General features: G+C 36.1%; 37 protein-coding genes. 1 reads left to right on the top strand and 36 read right to left on the bottom strand.

All coding sequences use genetic code 11. From position 1 onward, the window contains the following. Position 1: 1 nt before the first annotated feature. From rpsD to EZJ43_RS12860, 35 genes are all read right to left on the bottom strand, one after another. Entirely contained in the window at positions 2 to 610 is a 609-nt protein-coding gene (gene rpsD / locus EZJ43_RS13030; protein ID WP_133263154.1) for a 30S ribosomal protein S4, read from the bottom strand. 62 nt (positions 611 to 672) lie between these two features. After that, positions 673 to 1,062 carry a 30S ribosomal protein S11 gene (rpsK, locus tag EZJ43_RS13025; protein WP_133263153.1) on the bottom strand — a complete coding sequence of 130 codons (390 nt, stop codon included), beginning with the start codon at positions 1,060 to 1,062 and terminating at the stop codon, positions 673 to 675. Between the two features lie 146 nt (positions 1,063 to 1,208). Then, positions 1,209 to 1,586 carry a 30S ribosomal protein S13 gene (gene rpsM / locus EZJ43_RS13020; protein ID WP_133263152.1) on the bottom strand — a complete coding sequence of 126 codons (378 nt, stop codon included), beginning with the start codon at positions 1,584 to 1,586 and terminating at the stop codon, positions 1,209 to 1,211. 71 nt (positions 1,587 to 1,657) lie between these two features. Continuing rightward, positions 1,658 to 1,774 carry a 50S ribosomal protein L36 gene (rpmJ, locus tag EZJ43_RS13015; RefSeq protein ID WP_010599887.1) on the bottom strand — a complete coding sequence of 39 codons (117 nt, stop codon included), beginning with the start codon at positions 1,772 to 1,774 and terminating at the stop codon, positions 1,658 to 1,660. 1 nt (position 1,775) lies between these two features. Beyond that, positions 1,776 to 1,994: a translation initiation factor IF-1 gene (gene infA, locus EZJ43_RS13010; RefSeq protein ID WP_010599888.1), complete on the bottom strand. Its 219-nt coding sequence runs from the start codon at positions 1,992 to 1,994 to the stop codon at positions 1,776 to 1,778. Between the two features lie 67 nt (positions 1,995 to 2,061). After that, entirely contained in the window at positions 2,062 to 2,850 is a 789-nt protein-coding gene (gene map, locus EZJ43_RS13005) for a type I methionyl aminopeptidase (RefSeq protein WP_133263151.1), read from the bottom strand. A 7-nt stretch (positions 2,851 to 2,857) separates the two neighbouring features. Then, complete coding sequence (gene secY / locus EZJ43_RS13000; protein ID WP_133263150.1) at positions 2,858 to 4,210, bottom strand: preprotein translocase subunit SecY; 1,353 nt, start codon at positions 4,208 to 4,210, stop codon at positions 2,858 to 2,860. 8 nt (positions 4,211 to 4,218) lie between these two features. Next, positions 4,219 to 4,665, bottom strand: coding sequence for a 50S ribosomal protein L15 (gene rplO, locus EZJ43_RS12995; protein ID WP_133263149.1), 447 nt, complete (start codon positions 4,663 to 4,665; stop codon positions 4,219 to 4,221). 135 nt (positions 4,666 to 4,800) lie between these two features. Then, a complete protein-coding gene (gene rpmD / locus EZJ43_RS12990) occupies positions 4,801 to 4,980 on the bottom strand; it encodes a 50S ribosomal protein L30 (protein ID WP_109926337.1) in 180 nt (59 codons plus the stop codon). Between the two features lie 4 nt (positions 4,981 to 4,984). Beyond that, entirely contained in the window at positions 4,985 to 5,503 is a 519-nt protein-coding gene (gene rpsE, locus EZJ43_RS12985) for a 30S ribosomal protein S5 (RefSeq protein WP_133263148.1), read from the bottom strand. A gap of 17 nt (positions 5,504 to 5,520) precedes the next feature. Continuing rightward, positions 5,521 to 5,874 carry a 50S ribosomal protein L18 gene (gene rplR / locus EZJ43_RS12980; protein ID WP_133263147.1) on the bottom strand — a complete coding sequence of 118 codons (354 nt, stop codon included), beginning with the start codon at positions 5,872 to 5,874 and terminating at the stop codon, positions 5,521 to 5,523. Positions 5,875 to 5,879: 5 nt separating this feature from the next. Continuing rightward, on the bottom strand, positions 5,880 to 6,437 hold the full coding sequence (gene rplF, locus EZJ43_RS12975; RefSeq protein WP_133263146.1) for a 50S ribosomal protein L6: 558 nt from the start codon (positions 6,435 to 6,437) through the stop codon (positions 5,880 to 5,882). Positions 6,438 to 6,456: 19 nt separating this feature from the next. Continuing rightward, the gene (rpsH, locus tag EZJ43_RS12970; protein ID WP_133263145.1) at positions 6,457 to 6,855 is read right to left on the bottom strand and encodes a 30S ribosomal protein S8; all 399 of its coding nucleotides are present in this window, start codon (positions 6,853 to 6,855) and stop codon (positions 6,457 to 6,459) included. Between the two features lie 151 nt (positions 6,856 to 7,006). Next, entirely contained in the window at positions 7,007 to 7,276 is a 270-nt protein-coding gene (gene rpsN, locus EZJ43_RS12965; RefSeq protein WP_010599897.1) for a 30S ribosomal protein S14, read from the bottom strand. Continuing rightward, a complete protein-coding gene (gene rplE, locus EZJ43_RS12960) occupies positions 7,276 to 7,842 on the bottom strand; it encodes a 50S ribosomal protein L5 (protein WP_133263144.1) in 567 nt (188 codons plus the stop codon). Before rplE ends, rpsN begins: the two co-directional genes overlap by 1 nt. Continuing rightward, the gene (gene rplX / locus EZJ43_RS12955; RefSeq protein WP_133263143.1) at positions 7,839 to 8,180 is read right to left on the bottom strand and encodes a 50S ribosomal protein L24; all 342 of its coding nucleotides are present in this window, start codon (positions 8,178 to 8,180) and stop codon (positions 7,839 to 7,841) included. The genes rplE and rplX overlap by 4 nt, the downstream gene beginning before the upstream one ends. 1 nt (position 8,181) lies before the next feature. Beyond that, the gene (gene rplN, locus EZJ43_RS12950) at positions 8,182 to 8,550 is read right to left on the bottom strand and encodes a 50S ribosomal protein L14 (protein WP_133263142.1); all 369 of its coding nucleotides are present in this window, start codon (positions 8,548 to 8,550) and stop codon (positions 8,182 to 8,184) included. Between the two features lies 1 nt (position 8,551). Next, entirely contained in the window at positions 8,552 to 8,806 is a 255-nt protein-coding gene (gene rpsQ / locus EZJ43_RS12945; protein WP_133263141.1) for a 30S ribosomal protein S17, read from the bottom strand. Positions 8,807 to 8,819: 13 nt separating this feature from the next. Next, on the bottom strand, positions 8,820 to 9,032 hold the full coding sequence (gene rpmC / locus EZJ43_RS12940; protein WP_133263140.1) for a 50S ribosomal protein L29: 213 nt from the start codon (positions 9,030 to 9,032) through the stop codon (positions 8,820 to 8,822). 73 nt (positions 9,033 to 9,105) lie between these two features. Then, positions 9,106 to 9,528, bottom strand: coding sequence for a 50S ribosomal protein L16 (gene rplP / locus EZJ43_RS12935; RefSeq protein WP_133263139.1), 423 nt, complete (start codon positions 9,526 to 9,528; stop codon positions 9,106 to 9,108). A 40-nt stretch (positions 9,529 to 9,568) separates the two neighbouring features. Then, positions 9,569 to 10,423, bottom strand: a complete 855-nt coding sequence (rpsC, locus tag EZJ43_RS12930; protein ID WP_133263138.1) for a 30S ribosomal protein S3 — start codon at positions 10,421 to 10,423, stop codon at positions 9,569 to 9,571. 9 nt (positions 10,424 to 10,432) lie between these two features. Then, on the bottom strand, positions 10,433 to 10,795 hold the full coding sequence (rplV, locus tag EZJ43_RS12925) for a 50S ribosomal protein L22 (protein ID WP_133263137.1): 363 nt from the start codon (positions 10,793 to 10,795) through the stop codon (positions 10,433 to 10,435). A 7-nt stretch (positions 10,796 to 10,802) separates the two neighbouring features. Further along, positions 10,803 to 11,069, bottom strand: a complete 267-nt coding sequence (rpsS, locus tag EZJ43_RS12920) for a 30S ribosomal protein S19 (RefSeq protein ID WP_133263136.1) — start codon at positions 11,067 to 11,069, stop codon at positions 10,803 to 10,805. Then, positions 11,069 to 11,893 carry a 50S ribosomal protein L2 gene (rplB, locus tag EZJ43_RS12915; RefSeq protein ID WP_133263135.1) on the bottom strand — a complete coding sequence of 275 codons (825 nt, stop codon included), beginning with the start codon at positions 11,891 to 11,893 and terminating at the stop codon, positions 11,069 to 11,071. Before rplB ends, rpsS begins: the two co-directional genes overlap by 1 nt. Before the next feature lie 20 nt (positions 11,894 to 11,913). Then, a complete protein-coding gene (rplW, locus tag EZJ43_RS12910) occupies positions 11,914 to 12,204 on the bottom strand; it encodes a 50S ribosomal protein L23 (protein WP_133263134.1) in 291 nt (96 codons plus the stop codon). 1 nt (position 12,205) lies between these two features. Continuing rightward, the gene (gene rplD / locus EZJ43_RS12905) at positions 12,206 to 12,835 is read right to left on the bottom strand and encodes a 50S ribosomal protein L4 (RefSeq protein ID WP_133263133.1); all 630 of its coding nucleotides are present in this window, start codon (positions 12,833 to 12,835) and stop codon (positions 12,206 to 12,208) included. A gap of 2 nt (positions 12,836 to 12,837) precedes the next feature. Beyond that, a complete protein-coding gene (rplC, locus tag EZJ43_RS12900) occupies positions 12,838 to 13,455 on the bottom strand; it encodes a 50S ribosomal protein L3 (protein ID WP_133263248.1) in 618 nt (205 codons plus the stop codon). A gap of 304 nt (positions 13,456 to 13,759) precedes the next feature. Beyond that, positions 13,760 to 14,560 carry a hypothetical protein gene (locus EZJ43_RS12895; protein ID WP_133263132.1) on the bottom strand — a complete coding sequence of 267 codons (801 nt, stop codon included), beginning with the start codon at positions 14,558 to 14,560 and terminating at the stop codon, positions 13,760 to 13,762. Between the two features lie 584 nt (positions 14,561 to 15,144). Further along, positions 15,145 to 15,744, bottom strand: coding sequence for a tetratricopeptide repeat protein (locus EZJ43_RS12890; protein ID WP_133263131.1), 600 nt, complete (start codon positions 15,742 to 15,744; stop codon positions 15,145 to 15,147). Positions 15,745 to 15,921: 177 nt separating this feature from the next. Further along, entirely contained in the window at positions 15,922 to 16,194 is a 273-nt protein-coding gene (locus tag EZJ43_RS12885) for a hypothetical protein (protein WP_165953167.1), read from the bottom strand. A gap of 148 nt (positions 16,195 to 16,342) precedes the next feature. Further along, entirely contained in the window at positions 16,343 to 17,635 is a 1,293-nt protein-coding gene (locus tag EZJ43_RS12880) for a hypothetical protein (protein ID WP_133263129.1), read from the bottom strand. Positions 17,636 to 17,842: 207 nt separating this feature from the next. Further along, positions 17,843 to 18,241, bottom strand: a complete 399-nt coding sequence (locus EZJ43_RS12875) for a DUF1634 domain-containing protein (protein ID WP_165953166.1) — start codon at positions 18,239 to 18,241, stop codon at positions 17,843 to 17,845. Continuing rightward, positions 18,238 to 19,071, bottom strand: a complete 834-nt coding sequence (locus EZJ43_RS12870) for a sulfite exporter TauE/SafE family protein (RefSeq protein WP_133263128.1) — start codon at positions 19,069 to 19,071, stop codon at positions 18,238 to 18,240. Before EZJ43_RS12870 ends, EZJ43_RS12875 begins: the two co-directional genes overlap by 4 nt. Positions 19,072 to 19,274: 203 nt before the next feature. Continuing rightward, entirely contained in the window at positions 19,275 to 21,833 is a 2,559-nt protein-coding gene (locus EZJ43_RS12865; RefSeq protein ID WP_133263127.1) for an adenosylcobalamin-dependent ribonucleoside-diphosphate reductase, read from the bottom strand. 217 nt (positions 21,834 to 22,050) lie between these two features. Next, entirely contained in the window at positions 22,051 to 23,307 is a 1,257-nt protein-coding gene (locus EZJ43_RS12860) for a prephenate dehydrogenase (RefSeq protein WP_133263126.1), read from the bottom strand. A gap of 130 nt (positions 23,308 to 23,437) precedes the next feature. Between EZJ43_RS12860 and EZJ43_RS12855 the strand changes: the two genes are divergently transcribed. Next, positions 23,438 to 24,046: a hypothetical protein gene (locus tag EZJ43_RS12855; protein WP_133263125.1), complete on the top strand. Its 609-nt coding sequence runs from the start codon at positions 23,438 to 23,440 to the stop codon at positions 24,044 to 24,046. Positions 24,047 to 24,296: 250 nt separating this feature from the next. On the opposite strand, the gene EZJ43_RS12850 is transcribed toward EZJ43_RS12855, so the two are convergent. Further along, positions 24,297 to 25,178 (bottom strand): PorP/SprF family type IX secretion system membrane protein, encoded by an 882-nt coding sequence (locus EZJ43_RS12850; RefSeq protein WP_133263124.1) that lies wholly within the window; start codon positions 25,176 to 25,178, stop codon positions 24,297 to 24,299. Positions 25,179 to 25,188: the final 10 nt, after the last annotated feature.

Below are 25,188 nucleotides of genomic sequence, written 5' to 3'. Positions count from 1 at the left end.
ATTACTTAGAGTATAACTCGACGATTAAGTTTTCCTTAATATTTTCAGGAATCTCATCGCGTTGTGGGTAAGCTAAAAACTTTCCAGTTAATTGACCAGGATTCCAGTCTAACCAAGCAAATTTGTTAATCATTCTGCCAGCTACTGAATTTGTAATCGATTCTAGAGACTTAGATTTCTCACGAACAGCGATTACATCACCAGCTTTTAACTGATATGAAGGAATATTAACAACTTCGCCATTCACAGTTACGTGTTTGTGGCTAACCAACTGGCGAGCACCAGAACGTGTTGTTGCAATACCTAAACGGTAAACAGCATTATCTAAACGTGCTTCTAATAATTGAAGTAAGTTATCACCAGTAATACCTGCACGCGCAGATGCTTTTTTAAACAAGTTACTGAACTGCTTTTCTAATACACCATAAGTATATTTTACTTTTTGTTTCTCCATTAACTGGATTGCATATTCAGATTGCTTTCCTCTTCTTTTTGATGAGCCATGTTGCCCAGGAGGATAATTTTTTCTGTCTAACACCTTATCAGGACCGAAAATTGGTTCTCTGAATTTACGTGCGATTTTACTTTTGGGGCCTGTATATCTTGCCATTTTGTTTTGTTTTTTAAAGTATCATTCAACCTGAAGCTGAAGATTCTTAGCTTTAAAATTAATTAAACTCTTCTCTTTTTAGGAGGACGACATCCGTTGTGAGGAAGTGGAGTGATATCTTTGATAGACATTACTTCAATACCTGCAATTTGCAAAGTTCTGATAGCAGATTCACGACCTGATCCTGGACCTTTTACAAATACTTCAACTTTACGTAAACCTAAATCAAACGCCACTTTACCGCAATCTGAAGCCGCTTGACCAGCTGCGTAAGGTGTATTCTTTTTAGAACCCTTAAATCCCATTTTACCAGCAGATGACCATGAAATGGTTTGTCCGTTGTTGTTGGTTAAGGTGATAATGATGTTGTTAAACGTAGCGTTAACGTGAGCCTGTCCAACAGATTCTATTACAACGATACGTTTTTTGGTTACTTTTTTGGTCTTAGCCATTTTCTTTTTTAGAATTAAGATATGAGAATTGAGATATAAGGCATTACGCCCGCTCGGCACTCATTATCGAATTGTTATCTTTATATTCCAGATTTGAGTAGATTAAAAAATGTGTTTCTCACATCTAATCTCTCATATCTATCAAATTACTTAGTTGCTTTTTTCTTGTTTGCAACAGTTTTTCTCTTACCCTTACGAGTACGTGAGTTGTTTTTTGTGCGTTGACCACGAGAAGGCAAACCTTTTCTGTGACGTAAACCGCGGTAACAACCAATATCCATTAAACGCTTAATGTTTAATTGAACCTCAGAACGTAAAGCACCTTCTACTTTAACTTCATCGTTAATCATCGTACGGATTGCTGATAACTCATCATCAGACCAATCTTGTACTTTTTTATTCAAATCGATACCTGCAGTATTTAAAATACGTTGTGCAGTTGTTTTACCTATTCCGTAGATGTAGGTTAAACCAATCTCTCCTCTTTTGTTTCTTGGTAAATCAATACCTGAAATCCTTGCCATATTTGTTTATGTTTTTTAAGTAATTCCGAACGGCGGGCCACCGTTGTGCGGCACATTACAATTTCTTTAAATTACCCTTGACGTTGCTTGTATTTTGGATTTTTCTTGTTGATTACGTAAAGTTTACCTTTACGGCGAATAATCTTGCAATCAGCGCTACGTTTTTTAATTGATGATCTAACTTTCATTTTATTTATATCTATAAGTGATGCGACCTTTAGTCAAATCATAAGGAGACATTTCTAATTTTACTTTATCTCCAGGAAGAATTTTGATGTAGTGCATCCTCATCTTTCCAGAAATGTGTGCAATAATCTCATGCCCGTTCTCAAGTTCTACCCGAAACATTGCATTTGATAATGCCTCTCTTATTACTCCGTCTTGTTCAATTGAGGCTTGTTTAGCCATATTATATTGATTGTTACTTAATTAACTGCTTCCAAACAGGGATGCAAAATTAAATAAAATTTTTTAATTATTTATATTTTTGTTTTAAAACTTCTTCGATTAACGAAAACGTTGATAAAACCTCTGCCTGGCCCCTTTTTATCGCAATTGTGTGCTCGAAATGAGCAGAAGGTTTATTGTCTTTACTAGTTACCGTCCACCCGTCGCTATGAAAGTTAACACCAGCAACGCCAGCATTGATCATGGGCTCTATGGCAATTACCATTCCTTCTTCAAGTTTTAGTCCACTCCCTCGTTTTCCATAGTTTGGAACATCTGGTTTCTCGTGTAATGCTACACCAACCCCATGCCCAACAAGTTCCCTCACCACGCCAAATCCATTGGCCTCGGCGTACTGTTGTATGGCAAAACCAATATCGCCAACACGCATCCCAACAACTGCTTTCTCTATTCCTAAATTTAAGCAATGCTTGGTAACTTCTACAAGTTTTTGCCTTTCTGCATCAATTTCCCCTATAGAGAACGTATAAGCCGAATCACCAAAATATTTGTTTAAAATTACCCCACAATCAACAGAGATTAAATCGCCTTCCTTAATTATATACTCGCTAGGAAAACCATGGACCACTTGATCATTTGGAGAAATACATAGAGAATATGGGAAACCACCATAATTTAAAAATGCAGGAATTGCACCATGATCTTTAATAAACTCGTAAGCAAGTTTATCTAATCGAATTGTAGAAATACCTGGTTCTATAACCTTAGCCACTTCGGCTAAAGTTTTAGAAACAAGCAAAGAACTTTCGCGTATCAACTCTATCTCTTCGAGAGATTTGTAATACAGTTTTTTCATAATATAATTACAATACAGCGTTACTACTTGCAGCAGGCACGCCTGTTCTACCAGTAATTCTTCCTGTCTTCATTAACCCGTCGTAATGACGCATTAACAAATAACTTTCAATTTGCTGCAAGGTATCTAAAACAACGCCTACTAAAATCAACAGTGATGTACCACCAAAGAATTGAGCAAACTCTTGCTTTATACCAAACTTAACTGCAATTGAAGGTAAAATTGCGATAATTGCCAAAAACACAGCTCCCGGAAAAGTAATTTTAGATATTACATCATCTATAAAACTAGACGTTGCAAAACCCGGCTTAATACCCGGAATAAAACCACCGTTTTTCTTCATATCATCACTCATTTGAGTAGGATTTACCGTAATGGCCGTGTAGAAGAAAGTAAAAGCAATAATTAGAAAAGCAAATGTTAAACTGTAAGCTAACGATACTGGGTTGCTGAACTGCATTAACCAAGAACCTTGAAAAGAAGGCACAAATGAAGTTAGCGCACCAGGAATAAACATTAAAGCTTGTGCAAAAATGATTGGCATAACACCAGCCGCATTTACCTTTAAAGGAATATACTGACGAACCCCACCAAACTGACGGTTACCTACAATTTTTTTAGCATACTGAACAGGTACCTTGCGTACACCTTGTACAATTAAAACTGTAAACATTACTACTGCTAGTAAAGCAACAATTTCTAATACCAAAGCAACAGGACCACCACCTTCACTTGCAGAACCTACACGTGCAGTAACTTCTTGAGCTAAAGCATTCGGTAAGCGGGCAATAATACCAACCATAATGATTAGCGATGTTCCGTTTCCGATACCTTTATCAGTAATCTTTTCTCCTAACCACATTACAAATAAAGTACCTGCCGTTAAAACGATCACAGAAACGATATAAAACATAGTTGTACCCATTATCGGCAAAATAGCTTCGACAGGTACTTGGGTTTTAACATAACCAATTGATTGAACAATGGTAATTGCTACGGTTAAATAGCGGGTAATCTGATTCAACTTATTTCTACCACTTTCACCCTCCTTTTGCATTTTTTGGAACGTTGGCACAGCAATACCCAATAATTGCACAACAATTGAGGCCGAAATATAAGGCATTACACCTAAAGCCAAAATAGAAATACGGGAGAAAGATCCTCCTGCAAACATATCAAGCAATCCTAAAATTCCTGATTTTGCATTGTTGGTTAATGCTGGAGAGGTTGGATCTACACCTGGCAAAACCACGTGAGAAACAAAACGATAGACTAAAAGAATTAAGAGCGTAAACATAATACGCTCTTTTAACTCTTCAATTTTCCAGATATTACCTAAAGTAGTAAATAGCTTCTTCATTTATTAATTTACAATTTTACAATTGAACCACCTGCTGCTTCAATAGCCTTTTGTGCGGTTGCAGAAAACGCATTTGCTGTAATTGACAATTTAGCTGAAATCTCTCCACGACCTAAAACTTTTACTAAGTCGTTTTTAGAAGCTAAACCATGTTCTTTTAAAATAGCTAAGTCTATTGTAGTTAAACTAAATTTATCAGCAAGGTTTTGAATTACATCTAAGTTTACACCAACATATTCTGTACGGTTAATTGGCTTAAAACCAACTTTAGGCACACGACGTTGTAAAGGCATTTGACCACCTTCAAAACCAATTTTGTTTTTGTGACCAGAACGAGAACCCGCACCTTTATGACCACGTGTTGAAGTTCCGCCACGGCCTGAACCTGTACCACGGCCAATTCTTTTTCTGTTTTTTGTAGAACCTACTGCAGGTTTTAAATTACTTAAATTCATTTTTTTGAATTTGTGTTGCCCTTCGCTTTCACTAAACAGGTACAACGATAAATAAATAATGACCGAATTTTGAATGATTGAATGTTTTGCATTATACGCATTCACTCACTCAAAACTCACTCATTGGATAATTCTTTAAATTGCTTCAATAGCGATCAGATGATTCACTTTGCGAATCATTCCGATAATTTGTGGCGTAGCTTCCACTTCAACACTTTGGTTCATTTTAGATAAACCTAAAGCCTGAACGGTTCTTTTTTGACGCTCGCTTCTATCGATAATACTTTTTACTTGTGTTATTTTGATCTTAGCCATGATATTATCCGTTAAAAACTTTATTTAAATCTATACCACGAGTTTGAGCAATCGTATAAGCATCACGCATTTTTGTCAACGCATCAACAGTTGCTTTTACCACGTTGTGTGGATTAGATGAACCTTTTGATTTTGCCAATACATTGTGTATACCTGCACTCTCTAATACTGCACGCATTGCACCACCTGCAATTACACCGGTACCTACCGCTGCTGGTTTGATTAAAACAAAACCACCAGAGAATTTACCAATCTGCTCATGAGGAACAGTACCATTTAAAAGTGGCACTTTAACTAAGTTCTTTTTAGCATCATCCACGCCTTTTGCAATCGCTTCTGTTACTTCTTTCGCTTTACCTAAACCGAAACCAACAACACCGTTCTCATCACCCACAACCACAATGGCCGAAAAGCTGAAAGTACGACCACCTTTGGTTACTTTGGCAACACGTTGTATACTAACCAAACGATCTTTTAATTCAATATCGGTGGTTTTTACTCTTTTTATATTAATAGTTGACATCTTTCTTATTCTTCTGATTAAAAAACTAGACCAGCTTCGCGTGCACCATCGGCCAACGATTTAATACGACCGTGGTATAAATAGCCATTTCTATCAAAAACAACTTCTTTAACACCTGCAGCGATTGCTTTCTCTCCAACTAGTTTACCTACAGCTAAAGATTGGTCACTCTTGTTACCTGTTCCAGAAAAATCTTTTGATAAAGATGATGCTGAAGCTATTGTTGTACCAGTAACATCGTTAATTACTTGCGCATAAATCCCTTTATTGCTTCTAAATACTGATAATCTTGGACGTTCCTCAGAACCAGTGAGTCTTTTACGGATCCCTTTTTTAATACGATCTCTTCTTGATAATTTTTTACCTGCCATGATTACTATTTCTTAGATGCTGATTTACCTGCTTTTCTTCTTAACACTTCACCTACAAACTTGATACCTTTACCTTTGTAAGGCTCTGGTGCACGTAACGAACGAATCTTCGCAGCTACCTGACCGATCAATTGTTTGTCAATACTTTCTAAAATAATTTTAGGTGTTTGACCTTTTTCTGATGTGGTGGTTACTTTAATCTCTTCTGGTAATTGAAATACGTAATGGTGAGAATAACCTAAAACCAGATCTAATGTATTACCTGTGTTTGTAGCACGATAACCAACACCTACTAATTCTTGTTGTAATTTATAACCATCCGTAACACCAATAACCATATTGTTAAGCAATGAACGGTATAAACCATGTAATGCTTTGTGTTTCTTTTGTTCTGATGGACGTGAAACTGTTAAGATTCCGTCTTCTTGACTTACAGTGATATCTGAATCTACTGCTTGTGTTAATTCACCTTTAGGGCCTTTTACACTAACTACGTTATCTTTCGATACCGAGATGGTAACACCTGCAGGGATTGTGATTGGGGCTTTTCCTATTCTTGACATTGTGCTGTTCTCCTATTAATTAATAAACGTGACACAATACCTCACCACCAATGTTTAATTTGGCTGCTTCTTTATCAGTCATTACACCTTTAGAAGTAGATAAGATTGCGATACCTAAACCGTTTAATACTCTTGGCATATTTTCTACACCAGCGTAGTTTCTCAAACCTGGTTTACTAATTCGCATCAAAGTACGAATAGCAGGAACTTTAGTAATTGGATTGTATTTCAAAGCAATTTTGATAGTGCCTTGAACTGTAGTATCTTCAAACTTGTAGTTCGCGATGTAACCTTTGTCGAAAAGAACTTTAGTAATTTCTTTTTTAAGGTTTGATGCAGGAATTTCTACAACACGGTGGTTGGCCTTAATGGCATTCCTTACTCTTGTTAAATAATCTGCTATTGGATCTGTATACATTATTATTGTTTTTGATAGTGGTTTCCTTTCACCACCCGGCGATGGGACCTGCTATCGGTTAAAATTCTTTTTTTGAGTATAAAGACATAAGTATCAAGTATCAAGAAACCAATCGGTCTCGATACTTGATACTAAATACTTACTACTTTTATTACCAAGATGCTTTTTTAACACCTGGTATTTTACCGTCTAGTGCCATTTGGCGAAACGTAACCCTCGAAATACCGAAAGTACGCATATAACCACGTGGGCGACCAGTTAATTTACAACGGTTGTGTAAACGTACTGGAGATGAATTTTTAGGTAATTTATCTAAACCTTCGAAATCTCCTGCTGCTTTTAAAGCGGCACGTTTTTCAGCGTATCTAGCTACCAATTTTTGGCGCTTAACTTCGCGTGCTTTTACACCTTCTTTTGCCATTATTCTGCTGTTTTTTGATTTTTAAATGGTAATCCGAATTGCTTCAATAACTCTAAAGCTTCAACGTCTGATTTTGCCGAAGTTACGAAAGTTATATCCATACCTAAAATTTTATTTATTTTATCGATATTTATCTCTGGAAAGATAATTTGTTCGGTAACACCTAACGTATAATTACCTCTTCCATCAAATCCTTTTTCGTTAATACCTTTAAAATCACGAATACGTGGCAAAGCTACAGAAATTAAACGATCTAAGAACTCATACATGTTATTATCACGTAAAGTAACGCGTACACCCACTGGCATACCTTTACGCAACTTAAAGTTTGAGATATCTTTCTTTGAATTAGCCGGAACCGCTTGTTGACCAGTGATGGTTGACAACTCAACGATTGTAGTATCCATAATCTTTTTATCTGTAACAGAGAAACGACCAACACCCTGATTGATACAGATTTTTTCCAATTTTGGAACCTGCATTACAGTTTTATACTGGAATTTTTCTTTTAGTGCATTTACAACTTCTTCTTTGTATTTGCTTTTTAATCTAGGTGTAGCCATTATTTAATCTCCTCTCCTGAAATTTTAGCAACTCTAACGATTTTACCATCCGCATTAACCTTACGGCCTACGCGAGTAGCTTTACCAGATTTTGGATCAACCAACATCAAGTTAGATATGTGAAGAGCAGCTTCTTTTTTAATAATACCACCGTTAGGATTTGCAGCATTTGGTTTAGTATGTTTAGATACTAAATTAACGCCTTCTACAATGGCTCTGTTTTTTTCTTTAAGTACCGTAAGTACTTTACCTTGTTGACCTTTTGAATCGCCAGCAATGATTTTAACTAAATCTCCTGTGCGGATTTTAAGTTTTGATGGTGTATTTACTTTGTTTCCCATTTTATAATACCTCCGGTGCTAATGATACAATTTTCATGAATTGTTTTTCACGTAGTTCTCTCGCAACCGGGCCAAAGATACGTGTACCTCTTGGCTCATCCTGTGCGTTCAATAATACAGCTGCATTATCGTCAAAACGGATATAAGAACCATCTTTACGACGGATTTCCTTTTTAACTCTAACCACTACTGCTTTAGAAACTGTACCTTTTTTAATGTTACCTGACGGTATAGCACTTTTTACGGTAACAACTACTTTATCTCCAATTGAAGCGTAACGTTTGCCGGTTCCACCTAGCACACGAATTACCAACACTTCTTTAGCGCCACTGTTATCAGCAACGTTTAATCTTGATTCTTGTTGTACCATCTTATTTAGCTCTTTCTAAAATTTGTACCAATCTCCAGTTCTTGTTCTTACTCAAAGGACGAGTTTCCATAATTAATACAGTATCACCGATACCACATTCGTTCTTCTCATCGTGAGCCATAAATTTGGTAGTTTTCTTTACGAACTTGCCATAAATTGGGTGCTTCACTTTACGTTCTACGCTCACTACAACAGATTTCTCCATTTTGTTGCTTACAACTAACCCTGTTCTTGTTTTTCTTAATTGTCTTTCCATTTCGACTATCAAATTAATTAGTTTCAGTAGCTGACTCAGTGTTTTTCACTTTCGTCAACTCAGTGTTTAAACGGGCTATGTCTTTCCTTACTTTTCCAATACGGGAAGGATTTTCGATAGCAGAAATAGTGTGAGCAAACTTTAATTTTGATAAGTTCTCTTTTTCTTCCGTAATCTTAGCTACTAATTCTTCTTTTGAAAGCCCTGTGATTTCTGAATTTTTCATTTTTATTTTTCTTTACGGTTGAGTGTAGCGGTTATATAAACAAGTATGTACAACATTCATCTCAACAACTTTACTATGCTTCTACGTAATCTCTACGTACTACAAATTTAGTTTGGATTGGTAGTTTCTGTGCAGCTAAGCGCAATGCTTCTTTGGCAACTTCCATTGGAACGCCTTCTGCTTCGAAAATTACTCTTCCTGGTCTAACTACGGCTACCCAATATTCAGGAGCACCTTTACCTTTACCCATACGTACTTCAGCAGGCTTTTTAGTTACCGGTTTGTCCGGGAAAATCCTGATCCATACTTGGCCTTCACGTTTCATGAAACGAGTTACGGCGATACGGGCAGCCTCTATCTGGCGACTTGTGATCCAAGTAGCTTCTAAAGACTTGATACCGAAAGATCCGAATGCCAATTCAGCTCCACGAGAAGCTAAACCCTTCATTCTGCCTTTTTGCATCTTCCTGAACTTGGTTCTTTTTGGCTGTAACATTTTATTTTGTTCTAATCGTTAAACGATGTTTATAAATCAATTATTTACGAGGACCTCTGTTAGCGCCTGCGCCACCACCTCTATTTGCTCCGCCAGCACCTTGACCTGGACCACGACCACCACCTTGGTTTCCACCACGTCTGTCGTTACCACCGCCACGGCTGTCTCTTCCACCGCCACCTCTGCTATCTCTGCCACCAAATGCTGGTTTATCAGATGCGCCTTTAGGACCGTTGTTTGTTGCACCAATGTTTGGAGACAAATCACGTTTTCCATAAACCTCGCCTTTCATAATCCATACTTTAACACCTATTTTACCATAAGTAGTTAAAGCTTCAGCTAATGCATAGTCAATATCAGCACGGAAAGTATGCAAAGGCACTCTTCCTTCTTTGTACTGCTCAGAACGTGCCATTTCAGCACCACCTAAACGACCAGAAGTCATGATTTTTATACCTTCAGCACCCATACGCATGGTTGATGCGATAGAAGTTTTCATTGCTCTACGGAAAGAGATTCTAGCTTCCAATTGTTTTGCAACACCTTCTGCAACTAATTGTGCATCAAGTTCTGGACGTTTAATTTCAAAAATGTTAATCTGAATTTCCTTTTTAGTCAATTTCTTTAACTCTTCTTTGATTTTATCAACCTCAGCACCTGCTTTACCGATTACGATACCTGGGCGAGCTGTGTGAATTGTTACCGTGATACGCTTTAACGTACGTTCGATCACAACTTTTGCAACACCACCTTTAGCAATACGAGCAGAAAGGTATTTTCTTATTTTTTCATCTTCAACTAATTTTTCGGAATAGTTGTTGCCGCCGAACCAGTTAGAATCCCATCCTTTGATGATACCTAATCTGGCTCCTATTGGATTTGCTTTTTGTCCCATTTCCTAAAATTAGTTTTGAGTTGTTTCTGTTTTTTTACTATCTACAATCAGAGTAACGTGATTAGAACGTTTACGAATTCTATATCCACGACCTTGCGGTGCTGGACGTAAGCGTTTTAACTGACGGCCACCATCTACCATAATTGTTTTTACGAACAATTGGTTTTCTTCAGGGCGAGCACCGTCATTTTTAGATTCCCAGTTTTTTATAGCTGATAATAATAGTTTTTCAACACGTATTGCTACTTCTTTATTGGTGAATTTTAAAATGCTTAATGCTTTTTCTACACGTTCACCTCTGATCAGATCTACAACCAAACGCATCTTACGCGGTGAGGTTGGACAATTGTTTAATTTTGCTATTGCTTCCATTGTCTAATTATTTTTTCTTTTCAGAGTGTCCTCTAAATGTTCTGGTTGGAGCAAATTCTCCCAACTTGTGACCAACCATGTTTTCTGTAACATACACCGGAATAAATTTATTTCCATTGTGTACTGCAAATGTATGATTCACGAAATCTGGTGAAATCATCGATCTGCGTGACCAAGTTTTGATTACAGACTTTTTGCCTGAATCATTCATAGAGTTTACTTTTTTCTCTACGTTATGGTCAATATAAGGTCCTTTTTTTATCGAACGAGCCATTATTTCTTCCTTCTCTCTATGATGTAACGATTAGAATATTTTTTCAGTTCTCTGGTTTTGTAGCCTTTAGCTAAAACGCCATTTCTTGAACGAGGGTGACCACCTGATGATCTACCTTCACCACCACCCATTGGGTGATCGACAGGGTTCATCGCTACCGGTCTAGTTCTCGGACGACGGCCCAACCAGCGCTTACGACCAGCTTTACCTAATACTTCGTTTGCGTGATCTGAATTAGATACCGAACCGATAGTAGCAAGACAAGTAGTCAATATTAAACGGGTTTCGCCTGAAGGCATTTTTAAAGTTGCGTACTTACCATCGCGTGCTGCTAATTGTGCATAAGCACCAGCACTACGAGCCAATTGCGCTCCTTTTCCAGGATGGATTTCTACGTTGTGCACGATAGAACCTAATGGAATGTTTGATAATTTTAAAGTGTTACCTACTTCTGGCACTGCAGTATCGCCCGATAATAATACCGAACCAACTTGCAATCCTTCAGGAGCAATAATGTAACGCTTCTCGCCATCTGCATAATGTAATAATGCAATGCGGGCAGTACGGTTAGGATCGTATTCAACAGTAGCTACTGTTGCAGGAATGTCGAATTTATCGCGTTTGAAATCGATTAAACGATAAGATTTCTTATGTCCACCACCCATGTAGCGCATAGTCATCTTTCCTGTATTGTTACGTCCACCAGACTTTTTTGATGATACAACCAATGATTTTTCGGGCTTGGTTGCTGTAATCTCCGAAAAGCTTGCGCCTACCCTAAAACGGGTTCCGGGAGTAACTGGTTTAAATTTTCTTAAGCCCATAGTTATAATTAATAATTAAATTAAAGATTTGCGTAATAATCTATTGTCTCTCCAGCTTTCAAGGTTACAATAGCTTTTTTGTATTTCGGGCTACGGCCAGAAACAAAACCTGCTTTAGTGTAACGAGATTTAGCTTTACCATCTACAACCATAGTATTGATTGATACGATTGTAACACCATAAAGCTTTTCAATTGCAGTTTTGATCTGAATTTTATTTGCTTTGTGGTTAACGCCAAACGTGAAAACATTTAGTTTTTCAGTTAAAGCTGAAGCTTTTTCGGTTAATATTGGTCTTTTTAAAATTTCCATATTATTTGGCAAATGCCTCCTCTAAACTTTTAACAGAATTTGTAGTTAACACAAGTACGCCAGCATTTAATACATCATAAGTATTCAAATCCGCTGCAGTAATCACTTTAGTTTTCTGTATGTTTCTGCTTGATAAATAGATATTGTTATTTTGTGCAGGTAAAACCAACAAAGTTTTTTCGTTACCTACATTTAAGGCAGCAATTAAACTTGCATAGCTTTTAGTTTTAATGCTATCGAAAGTAAAATCTTCTAATACTACCACGTTGTTATCTTTTGCTTTGTAAGCTAAAGCAGATTTACGTGCCAATACTTTAAGTTTTTTATTCAATTTAAAACTGTAATCACGGGGCTGAGGACCGAAAACACGACCACCACCGTTAAATAACGGAGATTTAATGCTACCGGCACGGGCACCACCTGTACCTTTTTGCTTGTATAATTTGCGGGTAGAACCAGCAATCTCATTACGTTGCTTAGATTTGTGAGTACCTTGACGTTGGTTAGCCAAAAATTGCTTTACATCCAAATAAATTGCGTGGTCGTTAGGCTCGATACCGAATACCGATTCAGGAAGTTGCACCTTGGCACCTGTTTCTTTACCTGAAATGTTTATTACTTTAACTTCCATGATTACTTATCTAAGATTACGTAAGAACCTTTAGCTCCCGGAATGGAACCACTAACTACTAATAAGTTTTGCTCAGCATAAACTTTCAAAACCTGTAAGTTTTGAATTTTTACTCTGTCTCCACCTGTTCTTCCAGCCATGCGCATTCCTTTGAATACACGTGAAGGGAAAGATGATGCTCCCAATGAACCTGGCGCACGTAAACGGTTATGCTGACCGTGAGTCTGCATACCTACACCGGCAAATCCGTGGCGTTTTACAACACCTTGAAAACCTTTACCTTTTGAGGTACCTACAACATCGACAAAATCGCCTTCTGCAAAAGCATCAACAGTTATAACATCACCTAAATTAAGTGCGGTTGTAAATGAATCAAATTCTACCAGCTTGCGTTTCGGAGTTGTGTTTGCTTTCGCGAAATGGCCTTTTAACGGTTGAGTTGTGTTTTTCTCTTTTTTCTCATCGTAACCCAATTGGATTGATGAGTACCCGTCAACTTCTTCGGTCTTCACTTGTGTAACTACACAAGGCCCAGCCTCGATTACAGTACATGGAATGTTTTTTCCATCTGCATCGAAGATACTGGTCATTCCTACTTTTTTTCCAATAATTCCTGACATTTTATCTTTTCTTTTTTTAACACCCATCGAAGCAGTAGGGCTTCGTTCAAGGTGGTTGTTCATCCCTTTTAAGGGAGGGCAAAGATAGGTAAGAATTATTAATTATCAAAGTGTTAGGTAAATATTTTTTCAAATAATTTGCTGATAGATGGGGAGTTAGAAAAAAATATTTGTTTTATGGGTTAAAACGCAACTTAAACTAAGATGAAATATTGAATTAGCGGTTACAATGTAGGAATTATAGTTTCAATGGAACATTAAATACTTAATAGCATACGGTGATAGAACCGATGAGAGGATGAAATTATTCCTTTTGTCCAATAAAACTTTCAATTTCTGGTGGAATAGGATAACCTAGGTTTTTTGCTGCTACAAAAGCGATTTTAGCGTGCTCATCATCTTTTAAACCTTGTAAAGCTGAACCCTTCATGAAATAAAAACTGCCAATTTGCCTATTAGTGTTTACCTCATTCTTAATTAAATTACCAGGTTGCGCTTTCAAATCTAAATAAGTCTTGATGGCTGCATCAGCAATTTTTATACATTGATCATAGCCTTTCTGATAGAGTTGAAAATTGGCAGAAAGTATCTTATCCTCAAAACGGTAGGGGTCAATTTGAAGCACTTTTGCAATCATAAGAGAATCTTTCCTTAAAACTGCTGGCGTATTAAGATGCCTAAATTTACCAAAGAAAATTGTAGTGCTATCCTTATCTCCCCTTTTCATATCACTATCAGGTCTAAATTTTGCCATTCCCCAAGTTCTATAAACTTCTTTTAAACCCTCTTTCAGTTTACCAGCCTCATAGTTATAAGATAGCCAAATTGCGCCAAGATCTTTCTTTACCGCAATTGCATATAGACAAGAGTATAACTTCCCATTATATCTTATAGTATCTCTTCTTTGGGCTTTAGCTAAACTATCGGTTGCCAATCTTATTATTACAGTATCTGCGTTCATACTCTTAATAAATCTTTTGGGCACAGGAATAGTTTCAGATGCCGTATCTAAATCTACAAAACTTGTATTCCATAACCATTTATTATCACTATTATAGTAGTCAGTTTGATTTGGAGACAAATTGCCGACGATCCGCGAATTCATTATTTCCGTTATGCCTATCTAATTACTTGAATTTTCATTTTTAAACACGTCTAACACAAATCCTCTTCTAAATTCAGATTCTTGATACGACATATACTCGTCGTGGTTAAATAATTTATAACCGTGGGGTGTACTTAACGAAATGTTTATATCTGAATAAATAATAGGAGAGTTCTGTCCATAAGCTACATGATTTATCAATAATAAACAAAAAAATAGTCTAAACGAATTAGCTATTTTAGCTTTATTAAAATGATAATATGAATCTCTGATATGCATAAACCAGTGAGCATTCTGAAAATTAAATATTTTTAAAAAAGCAATCTTTAGCAATAGAAATTTTTGATTTATTTTATCAGCCATAATAATAATTTAACTCCAAGCGAAAACAAATTTTAATATAAACAATTATTGAACTTTCATCAATAAAATATGTGTAGGTGTAAGCCTCTATTTTAATACTCAATCAGTCTTTTATTGAGAGAAATTGGCTAAAAACTTTTTAAAACTTCTAATACCAATACCAACTAAACTTCTCTACTAACACATTCTAAGGCGAATAAAGATGATAGCCCGCAAGTACTTTAGGATCGTTTAACACCATGTTCTTTCAAAATTTTAATATATATTTCTATGGCTTCTTTTGGCCTACCCAATTGAATTAAACTATCTGCATAGCCACATTCTTTATTATAAGGTTGATCTAACGCCATAACGCCTTTTTTGCCCATTAATAATGCTTCATCCAAATTTCCTAATCCTACCTGCGCTTCAATACCAATTAAAAAGGCAGTTTGATTAGTTGGATATAATTTTAAAACTTGGTTACAGTTGCTCAATGCCTCTTTAAATTGATGATCGCGCAAATATTCTTGCGCACTAACCAACGATAAAGATAACTCCCTCTCATTTTTTTTGGTTGCAGCTTGTACTTGAGCTGCTGTTTGAACAGGACGCATTTTATAGAATTTGCCTACTAAAGCATCTGTCATTACTGTCGGTTTGTACAAAGAATCTGCCTTGAATTTAATTATACCCCAAACCGATTGGATGTATTTATCTATTTTCGGCTCATCAGCACTGTCTTTGCCCAAGAAATTAAGGGCTACCTCGCCAACATCATCTTTGTGAAGTACCACACGTTTAATAAAGCTATATTTGCCAGGATAGTCGATTTTTTGCAATTTAATGGTGTAAATAATAATACTGTCGGCATTTGTTTTCAGGTAAGCAATTTTAGGTACAACATCGGTATCGATATGACTATAATCTTTAATGTAGGCTTGTTCCCTAAGATAACCCGTATTAGATAACGAATCGATTGATTTTCGAGTTTCATAATCATAATAACCTTCACGGACTTAGTTTACCTCTATACTGATTGTACTACCTTTTGAATTGCCAATGCGGTAAACTTGGCCACTAATCAACTTTCCTCGTGGTAGCGATGGAAAAGGGCCATCGTTGTCCATTTCCTTAAAGCCTTTAGGTAAATTAAACTCGGCATTAACTTCTTTTAACCAATAGCTGAAGTTATCTAATGTAGTCTCTTGGGCAGATACGAACGAAGACGAAAATATCATTAAAAATAGTAAGATAATTAGTTTATGCATAACTTGACCTTGCTTTAACATATAAGTTGTATTTGTTGTAATCTGAAGATATTTAAGTCGCAATTTTAGATATCTAGAAATTAAAATAAATTAAAAATGCTGACGGTGACTTTATAATACCTATTATAGAAAAAATAGTTTCTGTAATAGCAAGTATCTCAAACTGATATTATTTAAATTTTTCAATTTTATCCTTCATTGCCTTACAAATACCAATTATTGCAAGTTCATTACATGCATATTGATTAACGTCATCTATTAATATGTTACCGCACGCAATTGCACTATCAATATCCCCTTTTTCAAGGAAATACTCACATATTGAGGCGTAAAAAAACATAAGTTCTCCCTCTGAAAAAGTAGTTCGCTGGGGAAAAGCCTGATTGAGATAATAATTACTGTTTAATAGCTTAAATCCTTTTTCAATATCACCATCAACCATTTCTGCATGGGCAACCAAAAACCTAAAGTATAAAAAGTCAGGGAAAAGCAACATGCCCTGTTTGGCTATCTCCTTCGCCTTACTATTAAATTGTGCATGCTTATACTGCAAAAATAGTTCGATATAGAAATAAGGATTGTTGGGATTTTTAATTAAAAGCTTATTTATTTCAACAATGCTATCAGCACATTTTTCGTCAAAAATAGCTTCATGTAAATCAACACATTTTGATATTTCAGCTTCCAAATCATTATTGATGGTATAAAAATTACCGACAACCATCTCTTCCAAAATTTCGCCAACTAAATCTTCATCCAGGTTAATAGCGACTTTAGGCTTAACCTGACGATCATAGCCCTCTAATAGAATGAAGTATAGTTGCATTAAATTTGGCAATTTCTTTCCATCAAGAATTTTATCAAAATCATCATCCGGAAATATCAACTCATCATCAAAAACATCATCGTCTTCATCATAATAAAACAAATAATTTTCTCTGCCCATGGTTTTATCCAATGTAGCCAATATTTGTTTTATTTTAGCAGGGGTATCATTAGGGCCTACATAATAAGCAGGCTTACCATCTTCGCCAAATTCGATTTCAATAATTGGAATCTTTTCATCATCCTCTTCGAGTACAAATTGTGCTATTGCCCAATCTTTATGCGGCTTAAAGCCACAGTCGTTGGCAAAAGCTTCAGCGCCATAAACCATATTATGCGCTTTAATGTAGTCTATCTCCACACCACCAATCAAATCAACAAGTTTATCAAAATCATCTGCGGATAGGTTGAATTTAAAATAAGCATCCTTTATACCCAAACATTTAAAATCTATTAAATAAACCCCTAATGTGAAATTTCCATTAGTATGTTCACGACTTACGATTACATTGGCAATGCCAGCTTCTTCCCAATCAGCATTAATGTAACATTTTCCAATTTGTAATTCTCTAGCACGAGATTTAATATAGTTCTCGGGTTTTTGATGAAGTTGAACAATCTTTCCTGATTTTGCCATTTGTTATATTTTGAAGATATTTAAGTCACAATTTTAGAGATTTAGAATTAGAAATTACCATTAAAATAAATTAAAAATGTTAATGGTAATACGATAACAGCAACCAGGGGCTGAAAAGTAAAACAAAGCTGAGAAATCTTTTAAAAGCAATTGAGATTCACATTCAAGCTGAGAATGACAAATGTAAAACCGAGAAATTTTTTAAACCTAATGCGCAAGCCCGCCACTTAAACTTACTGCAATTATTGCTAAAACTATAAAACAGATAAATACATATAGGTAATCGCGTTCTAATAAAAAGCTAAAAATTGAAAATATGATCCTGGCAATAGGTGTAAAAATGAGTAGCAGTATGCCAAATTGAACTATCGCATCGCCTTTAAAACTTATAAGTCCGTTAATAACTGCACCAATGGATGAAAATTTTGCCAATTCTGGTTTAAAAACGCGATAATCGGTAATTACACCTTTATTATGGACTAAATAAATTACGCCTCCGAATAATACAAAAGCCATAGAGATAACCACACCGGCACGCAAAAGTGTGCCCAATATCACTTGCACATCTCTATCATTAATGGTCATTTTTTTCGCCTCGTCTATCATAATCCACTTATTCCTTTATATATCATTTGTACGGCCAAAAAAGCAACTACAATTGCAAAAATAATTTTAAGTTTATCGGTTTTGGTTTTCAACAATAATTTTGCACCAACAGTAGCACCAATTACTACACCAATACAAACTGGCATTGCAATACCAGGATCTATTTGTCCACGGTGTAGATAAATTATTGCACTAGCAGCAGCCGTTACACCCATCATAAAATTACTGGTGGTAGTGGAAACTTTAAATGGCAAACGCATAATGTTATCCATCGCAATTACTTTTAATGCGCCACTGCCAATACCCAACAAACCTGAAAGTGTACCTGCAAAAAGCATCATAAAAAATCCTCCGGGAACATTTTTTACAGCATAGTTGTGAACGATGCCTTTGTCGGGATAAGAACCATTTAATTTAAAGAATTTTGCTATTTTATCTGTATTGTCTAAAGTAGAGTGATCTATCTTTTTCTTCAGCGTCATTATTGCCGAGAATATTAATATGCAACCGAAAATAATTGCGATGTAGTTTGCATTGATGTAAATAGCTACCACCGCACCACCAACAGCGCCAATGGTTGTGGCAATTTCTAAAAACATGCCAATTCTAATATTTGTAATACCCTCTTTTACATAGGCTGCCGCCGAACCAGAAGATGTTGCAATTACAGAAACGATTGAAGCACCAATGGCGTAATGAATATCTACACCTAAACCCAATGTTAATAATGGAATGATGATTACGCCACCGCCCAAGCCTGTTAACGAACCTAATAAACCAGCTAGAAAAGCGCCAACTAATACAATTATGGTAAATAATAATACCGACATGCAGGCAAATATAAGCGACTTGTTTTAGCTAAACGAAGGTTTTATTCAATAAAATAAAGTCTATATATTATATGGATAAAGGGAAAATTTTGAGTAACTGAATTTTGAATTAATAAATTTTCTAATCAGCGTAAACCTATTCAATCATCCAATCACTCCTTCATCTAATCCTTCATTCATTCAAAACCCACTCATTATTTTCCTTACCCACACTTAGATGAACCACAATCGTTACAGGTTAAACAACCTTCCTGGTAGTGCAGATTTGTAGAGTTGCAATTACTGCATTTTTGCTTTGTTGTTTCTGTACCATCGGGAATATAACGCTTTAACGCTCTTGCAACGCCATTTTTCCAAGTGTTGATTGATTCATCTAATTGCAAACTTCCAATTAAATCAACTACTTTTTCAATTTGCATACCATGCCTAATGGTGCTCGAAATAAGCTTAGCATAATTCCAGTATTCTGGGTTAAATTTGTACGAAAGCCCTTCGATGGTTGTTTTGTAGCCACGTTGGTTTTGAAACTGAAAATCGTAGCGCGAACTTCCGTCGGCTTCTTTGTTTTTGATGATAAATCCATTATTTACCCAACGCGGGATTAATATTCCATCCTCATCGTCAGATAAACCCGTAAAGATTTCGTAAGGCTTGCCATCAATCAAACCGATAAAAGCAATCCATTTATCTTTATTATTTTGGAAACGCACTACATCAGCTTCTAAAGTAGTAGGGCGGGTTGTTGGAAAATAAACATCGGTTGCACTTTCTTCTTCAATGTTATCATTCTTTTTCGCATCAACTGCCATCAAAACACCAGAACGAGAACCATCGCGGTAAACAGTAACGCCTTTACATCCCACTTTCCAAGCTTCCATGTATAATTCGCCAACCAAATCTTCCGAAACATCGTTTGGCATATTAATGGTTACGCTAATAGAGTGATCTACCCATTTTTGAATGGCACCTTGCATGCGCACTTTCTCTAAATAGTCTACATCGTTTGAAGTGGCTTTGTAGTAAGGCGATTTCGCAATTAAATCATTCAACTCTTCCTGAGCATAATTCTTGTCGGTATTATATCCGTTTACTTCCATCCAAATTTTAAATTTATGATGAAAAACGATGTATTCTTCCCACGAGTCACCAACTTCATCTACAAAATCTACACGAACATTTTTATCGTTCGGGTTAACTTTTCTTCTTCTTTTATAAACTGGAAGGAAAACTGGCTCGATACCAGAAGACGTTTGCGACATTAAACTGGTTGTTCCCGTAGGTGCAATGGTTAACAAAGCAATATTTCTGCGGCCAAATTTTCGCATTTGATTATACAGTTCTTCGTCTTGCGCTTTTAAACGAAGTACAAATGGATTGGTTTCTTCGCGCTCGGCATTGTAAACTTTAAAAGCGCCACGCTCTTTTGCCAATTGAACCGAGGAACGATATGCCTCTAAAGCTAAATTTTTGTGTACTTCAATGGAAAAATTCGATCCTTCTTTACTGCCATATCGTAAACTTAGTGCAGCCAACATATCGCCTTCGGCAGTAATCCCTACGCCTGTTCTACGACCTTCATCGGCCATTCTGCGGATATTAAGCCAAAGATTTTTTTCTGTCCTTTTCACTTCCTCATCCTCTGGATCTTGCGCAATTTTTTCTAAAATTCCATCAATTTTTTCCAGCTCCAAATCGATAATATCATCCATAAAACGCTGTGCCAAGGCAACGTGTTTTTTAAATAAATCCCAATTAAAGGATGCTTCTTTGGTGAATGGATTTTCTACATAAGAATATAAGTTAATGGCCAATAAGCGACAAGAATCATACGGACACAATGGAATTTCGCCACATGGATTTGTAGAAACCGTTTCGTACCCTAAATCGGCATAACAATCTGGCAAAGATTCTTTTATAATGGTATCCCAAAACAAAATACCTGGTTCTGCAGATTTCCATGCATTGTGCACAATTTTTTTCCAAATGGAATTGGCTTTTATTTCTTTGGTGTAAACAGGATTTTCTACGTTAATTGGATATTGCTGTAAAAATGACGAATCACTTTCTACGGCTTTCATAAATTCATCGCTAATGCGAACAGAAACATTTGCTCCGGTAACTTTTCCTTGCTCTAATTTGGCATCGATAAAATCTTCCGCATCGGGGTGTTGAACCGAAATAGACAGCATCAAAGCACCACGTCTGCCATCTTGCGCAACTTCCCTTGTCGAGTTAGAAAAACGTTCCATAAAAGGAACAATTCCTGTAGAAGTTAAAGCAGAATTTTTAACAGGTGAGCCTTTTGGACGAATGTTTGATAAATCGTGTCCAACTCCGCCTCTCCTTTTCATCAATTGCACTTGCTCTTGATCAATTTTCATGATTCCACCATAGGAATCGGATTTGCTAGAATTACCGATTACGAAACAATTTGATAAAGAAGCAATTTGAAATGGGTTTCCAATACCCGTCATCGGGCTTCCTTGCGGGATGATATATTTAAAATCTTTTATAAGATCGAAAATTTCTTGTTCTGAAATTTGGCTATTGTACTTTTTTTCGATACGCGCAATTTCTGAGGCAATGCGTCTATGCATGTCATCAGGCGATTGTTCGTAAATTTTTCCATGAGAATCTTTAAGCGCGTACTTATTTAACCAAACGCGAGCGGCCAAATCATCACCTTTAAAATATGCTAATGCAGCGGTATAGGCTTCATTCTGAGTGTAAGTTATCTGTTCGAGCGTATCTGAAGCATTCATAGACTAAATGTTATTTAATAAAATTTGAAACTCAAACTTAACTAAAATTAAATAAACAAAAAGTCAAAATAAAAATTGTTTACAAATAAAATTACCTAAAAACCTATAAATCAAATATTTATATTTTAAAAAAAGTGATAAAGTTCACAAAAAAAGTAATTAAATAAAAATTAAGTGATATTGAACATAAAAATTATAACAATGCAATTTTACCCATTTACTTTCCCAACCTCCTAATCATTTCTGCACTTAAGTCTCTACCATCATTCAATCGGTTGGCAAAAAACGACTTAGCCGCCTCGAAATGTTCTTTGTAACCTTTCAAATCTCCATAACCTATAATTGATGCCCATTCGTGTACAGCAGTGTGAAACTCTAAATCATCGCCCCTGATGGATTTATCAAATAATGCAGTTTGAATAGATTCTTCTAACATTTCTTCATTTTTGAAAAGATATTCGGCAATGCCCAAACGCAGTTTGAAAGGCGGTGTTTGGCAAATTAAATTATCGTAAGGATTAACGCCCATTTTATACCAAGCGTAAACCATGCTCAATAAACTTAAGTGAGAATTTGGCTTTTGCTTATGATCGGCATCTGACAAGCTAAATTCTTTCATGATTTTATCATCGAGCAATAAAAGCTCCTGACTTTGGTGAAATACAAAATCGCGAGCAGCGTAAATTTTCTCTCTAAAAAGCTTTTCGTTTTCACAAATCATCAATTTAAAAAGTTCGGATTCTGCCTGTGCATAAAATTTCACCTGTTTTTGTGCATAAGGATTTAGAATAGCCAAACCAGCATAAATATGTGCCTTATAGCTAAAAATTCTTAGGGTTGTTAAAATTTTTACATTATCAATTCCGCCAGCATAAGAAGGATTATCCCAAGGGAAAAAACCAGCATTTTTCCATGCCGAACCCATACTTTCGAAACCCATGTGCGTAACCGCTTGCGTATCGGCAACAATTCGATCATGCTCATGGAAATCGTTCATTTCGATGATATTCGACTTTAGAGATTGATAAACTTTTAAAGCCTTGGCATAAACCTCATCACTTGCGCGATGGCGTATAACCACTAATGTTTGCCCTTCGGGACTAAAAGCTGGACCGTGAAGAGAGTGACAAGTTACGATTTGAGCTTCGTTAGGCAAATGCTTTTCGAAGGCTGCAATTTCTGGATGCTTTACGGATGTTTGTCCGGCTACAATTGCACCATATTTAGTAGATTGTGCAAACGCTGAAACCACTTCATCTATCTTTTCGGCTTCTACGCAATATATAATAAAATCGGATTTACGTGACACCTCATGCCCGTCAATTAAAACTTCTATTCCTTTTGGTGCAAGTTCTTCATATAATTCGTTATAGCGTGATGGAATATCTGCCCCACAAACGCTATAGCCTGCTTTAATAAAACTTTGAGCATATAATTTGCCCATATCTCCTAAACCAATTATTCCAATCTGCATAACGCAAATGTAAACTATCAAAAATTAATTCATCATAAAAGCCGATAAAATTTCAAATCAATTTTATTAGTAAAATAAAAATATGTATGTTGTAACATAATTAAAAAAGATAGCTTTAACGATTACCACCATGAAACTTAAACCAATTTTATATTGTGCTTTTATTGCATTTTTTTTCAATCTATCATTTGCTCATGCCCAAATAGATAGCACAAAAAATACCGACGCTTCTTTAAACGGTCAGTTTCAATACTTACTTTCCAGCTCAAGAAATTCATGGGGATCAAAATTGATTAATCCTATTAGGTTAAATGCATTATGGAAAAGTGTTAACGATACTTTACAAAAAGAGCGCAAAGAACTCAAAAGTTTAAAATCGGAACTTAAGGCGCAGACAGCTAATATTGCTGCCTTAAAATTAGAAGTTGCAGGTAAAGAAAGTTCTTTGGCTGATTCGCATGCAAAAGTGGATGAAATTGGCTTTTTAGGTATTCAACTTAGCAAAACGGCTTATAATTTAGCTGTTTGGACAATAATTATTGTTTTGGGTTTAGGCTTGGCAATTGTAATTTTTGGTACTGCTAGGTATAAAAAAGAGGCTGTTTATCGTACAGATCTTTATCAAGAAGTAGCAGATGAATTTCAAGCTTATAAAGTAAAAGCAAAAGAAAGGCAAATGAAATTGACTAGAGAGCTTCAGGACGAACGAAATAAATGGGATGAGGCGAATGGGCGTTAAAGGAGGTTGAGGTTGAGACTGAGGTTGAGGTTGAGACTGAGGTTGAGACCGAGGCTGAGATTGAGGGCGAGACTGAGACTGAGATTGAGGCTGAGGCTGACACTGAGATTGAGGCTGAGACCAAAAATTTAACCTACAATACCTCATGGCAAGCTTGACCTAAACCTTAACCTTAATCTCAACCTCAACCTCAACCTTAACCTCAACCTTAACCTTAACCTTAACCTCAACCTTATCCTCAACCTCAACCTTATTTTCTACCAAGCGTATATTTTAACCCAACTTCAAATTCTCCATTGCTGTAATTTTGCATTTCTGAAGTGTTGGTGGTGTATTGAAAGAGGATTGAAAATTGATTTTTAAAATTTGCGCCAAAACCGGTGGTAAAGCTATTTGTACTGTGATATATGCCATTAAGAGATAGCTTTTCATCCAAAAATTGAAGATTTACGCCAACATCAATAATATCTTGATAATTTTGTACGCCACGATAAGCCAATTTTGGCTCAATAGCATTTACAACATTATCCGTTTGAATTTTGTATCCAGCAGCAATAAAAAATATTGACCGATCTACAACGTTGCGCAGTACATCTCTTTTAAAAAATCGCTTTAAATTTGGCAAAACACCCTGAATTGTTAAAGCTTTGGCACGAAATGCAATACCAAAATCACCATCTAAATAAATTTTCCGATCGTTGAAGCTTGTAATTACATCATCAGATAAATCGCCCTTGGCTTTATCTAAATTTATCGATTCATTTACAATGCCAGTAGATAAACCAAAATCGAAAAAGCTTGATCCATTATTCAATGGCAAATGATAGGCATAACTAACTGTACCCCTTATTTTATTTATTACACCCGCAGACTCATTATAAAGTGATGCACCTACGCCAACTTTTTCGTTCGGTAAACCATAATCTGCTGTTAAATATTGTATTCTTGGTCCACCTTCCACTCCAATCCATTGAACTTTAAGCGCTGTATTTATGTTAAGCGTGGGTTCCAATCCTGCCATTGCTGGATTAATTAGATATTGGTTTTGATAATAAACACTTCCCATCGGGTTAAGCTGACCGAATGTTGGTGTAATCAAAAATATCATCAGTGCGATTAGGCAAAATCTCATTTTTATCATA

This window comes from Pedobacter changchengzhani (assembly GCF_004354365.1).
GTDB lineage: Bacteria > Bacteroidota > Bacteroidia > Sphingobacteriales > Sphingobacteriaceae > Pedobacter > Pedobacter changchengzhani.
Note: the sequence above shows the minus strand (reverse complement) of the source record. Positions and strands in the feature narration are given on the sequence as shown.

Excerpts from the sequence above, each read along its gene's own strand:
- rpsD (WP_133263154.1), bottom strand. The coding sequence starts at position 610 with ATGGCAAGATATACAGGCCCCAAAAGTAAAATCGCACGTAAATTCAGA.
- rpsK (WP_133263153.1), bottom strand. The coding sequence starts at position 1,062 with ATGGCTAAGACCAAAAAAGTAACCAAAAAACGTATCGTTGTAATAGAA.
- rpsM (WP_133263152.1), bottom strand. The coding sequence starts at position 1,586 with ATGGCAAGGATTTCAGGTATTGATTTACCAAGAAACAAAAGAGGAGAG.
- rpmJ (WP_010599887.1), bottom strand. The coding sequence starts at position 1,774 with ATGAAAGTTAGATCATCAATTAAAAAACGTAGCGCTGATTGCAAGATT.
- infA (WP_010599888.1), bottom strand. The coding sequence starts at position 1,994 with ATGGCTAAACAAGCCTCAATTGAACAAGACGGAGTAATAAGAGAGGCA.
- map (WP_133263151.1), bottom strand. The coding sequence starts at position 2,850 with ATGAAAAAACTGTATTACAAATCTCTCGAAGAGATAGAGTTGATACGC.
- secY (WP_133263150.1), bottom strand. The coding sequence starts at position 4,210 with ATGAAGAAGCTATTTACTACTTTAGGTAATATCTGGAAAATTGAAGAG.
- rplO (WP_133263149.1), bottom strand. The coding sequence starts at position 4,665 with ATGAATTTAAGTAATTTAAAACCTGCAGTAGGTTCTACAAAAAACAGA.
- rpmD (WP_109926337.1), bottom strand. The coding sequence starts at position 4,980 with ATGGCTAAGATCAAAATAACACAAGTAAAAAGTATTATCGATAGAAGC.
- rpsE (WP_133263148.1), bottom strand. The coding sequence starts at position 5,503 with ATGTCAACTATTAATATAAAAAGAGTAAAAACCACCGATATTGAATTA.
- rplR (WP_133263147.1), bottom strand. The coding sequence starts at position 5,874 with ATGGCAGGTAAAAAATTATCAAGAAGAGATCGTATTAAAAAAGGGATC.
- rplF (WP_133263146.1), bottom strand. The coding sequence starts at position 6,437 with ATGTCAAGAATAGGAAAAGCCCCAATCACAATCCCTGCAGGTGTTACC.
- rpsH (WP_133263145.1), bottom strand. The coding sequence starts at position 6,855 with ATGTATACAGATCCAATAGCAGATTATTTAACAAGAGTAAGGAATGCC.
- rpsN (WP_010599897.1), bottom strand. The coding sequence starts at position 7,276 with ATGGCAAAAGAAGGTGTAAAAGCACGCGAAGTTAAGCGCCAAAAATTG.
- rplX (WP_133263143.1), bottom strand. The coding sequence starts at position 8,180 with ATGGGAAACAAAGTAAATACACCATCAAAACTTAAAATCCGCACAGGA.
- rplN (WP_133263142.1), bottom strand. The coding sequence starts at position 8,550 with ATGGTACAACAAGAATCAAGATTAAACGTTGCTGATAACAGTGGCGCT.
- rpsQ (WP_133263141.1), bottom strand. The coding sequence starts at position 8,806 with ATGGAAAGACAATTAAGAAAAACAAGAACAGGGTTAGTTGTAAGCAAC.
- rpmC (WP_133263140.1), bottom strand. The coding sequence starts at position 9,032 with ATGAAAAATTCAGAAATCACAGGGCTTTCAAAAGAAGAATTAGTAGCT.
- rplP (WP_133263139.1), bottom strand. The coding sequence starts at position 9,528 with ATGTTACAGCCAAAAAGAACCAAGTTCAGGAAGATGCAAAAAGGCAGA.
- rpsC (WP_133263138.1), bottom strand. The coding sequence starts at position 10,423 with ATGGGACAAAAAGCAAATCCAATAGGAGCCAGATTAGGTATCATCAAA.
- rplV (WP_133263137.1), bottom strand. The coding sequence starts at position 10,795 with ATGGAAGCAATAGCAAAATTAAACAATTGTCCAACCTCACCGCGTAAG.
- rpsS (WP_133263136.1), bottom strand. The coding sequence starts at position 11,069 with ATGGCTCGTTCGATAAAAAAAGGACCTTATATTGACCATAACGTAGAG.
- rplB (WP_133263135.1), bottom strand. The coding sequence starts at position 11,893 with ATGGGCTTAAGAAAATTTAAACCAGTTACTCCCGGAACCCGTTTTAGG.
- rplW (WP_133263134.1), bottom strand. The coding sequence starts at position 12,204 with ATGGAAATTTTAAAAAGACCAATATTAACCGAAAAAGCTTCAGCTTTA.
- rplD (WP_133263133.1), bottom strand. The coding sequence starts at position 12,835 with ATGGAAGTTAAAGTAATAAACATTTCAGGTAAAGAAACAGGTGCCAAG.
- rplC (WP_133263248.1), bottom strand. The coding sequence starts at position 13,455 with ATGTCAGGAATTATTGGAAAAAAAGTAGGAATGACCAGTATCTTCGAT.
- EZJ43_RS12895 (WP_133263132.1), bottom strand. The coding sequence starts at position 14,560 with ATGAATTCGCGGATCGTCGGCAATTTGTCTCCAAATCAAACTGACTAC.
- EZJ43_RS12885 (WP_165953167.1), bottom strand. The coding sequence starts at position 16,194 with ATGTTAAAGCAAGGTCAAGTTATGCATAAACTAATTATCTTACTATTT.
- EZJ43_RS12880 (WP_133263129.1), bottom strand. The coding sequence starts at position 17,635 with ATGGCAAAATCAGGAAAGATTGTTCAACTTCATCAAAAACCCGAGAAC.
- EZJ43_RS12875 (WP_165953166.1), bottom strand. The coding sequence starts at position 18,241 with ATGATAGACGAGGCGAAAAAAATGACCATTAATGATAGAGATGTGCAA.
- EZJ43_RS12870 (WP_133263128.1), bottom strand. The coding sequence starts at position 19,071 with ATGTCGGTATTATTATTTACCATAATTGTATTAGTTGGCGCTTTTCTA.
- EZJ43_RS12865 (WP_133263127.1), bottom strand. The coding sequence starts at position 21,833 with ATGAATGCTTCAGATACGCTCGAACAGATAACTTACACTCAGAATGAA.
- EZJ43_RS12860 (WP_133263126.1), bottom strand. The coding sequence starts at position 23,307 with ATGCAGATTGGAATAATTGGTTTAGGAGATATGGGCAAATTATATGCT.
- EZJ43_RS12855 (WP_133263125.1), top strand. The coding sequence starts at position 23,438 with ATGAAACTTAAACCAATTTTATATTGTGCTTTTATTGCATTTTTTTTC.
- EZJ43_RS12850 (WP_133263124.1), bottom strand. The coding sequence starts at position 25,178 with ATGAGATTTTGCCTAATCGCACTGATGATATTTTTGATTACACCAACA.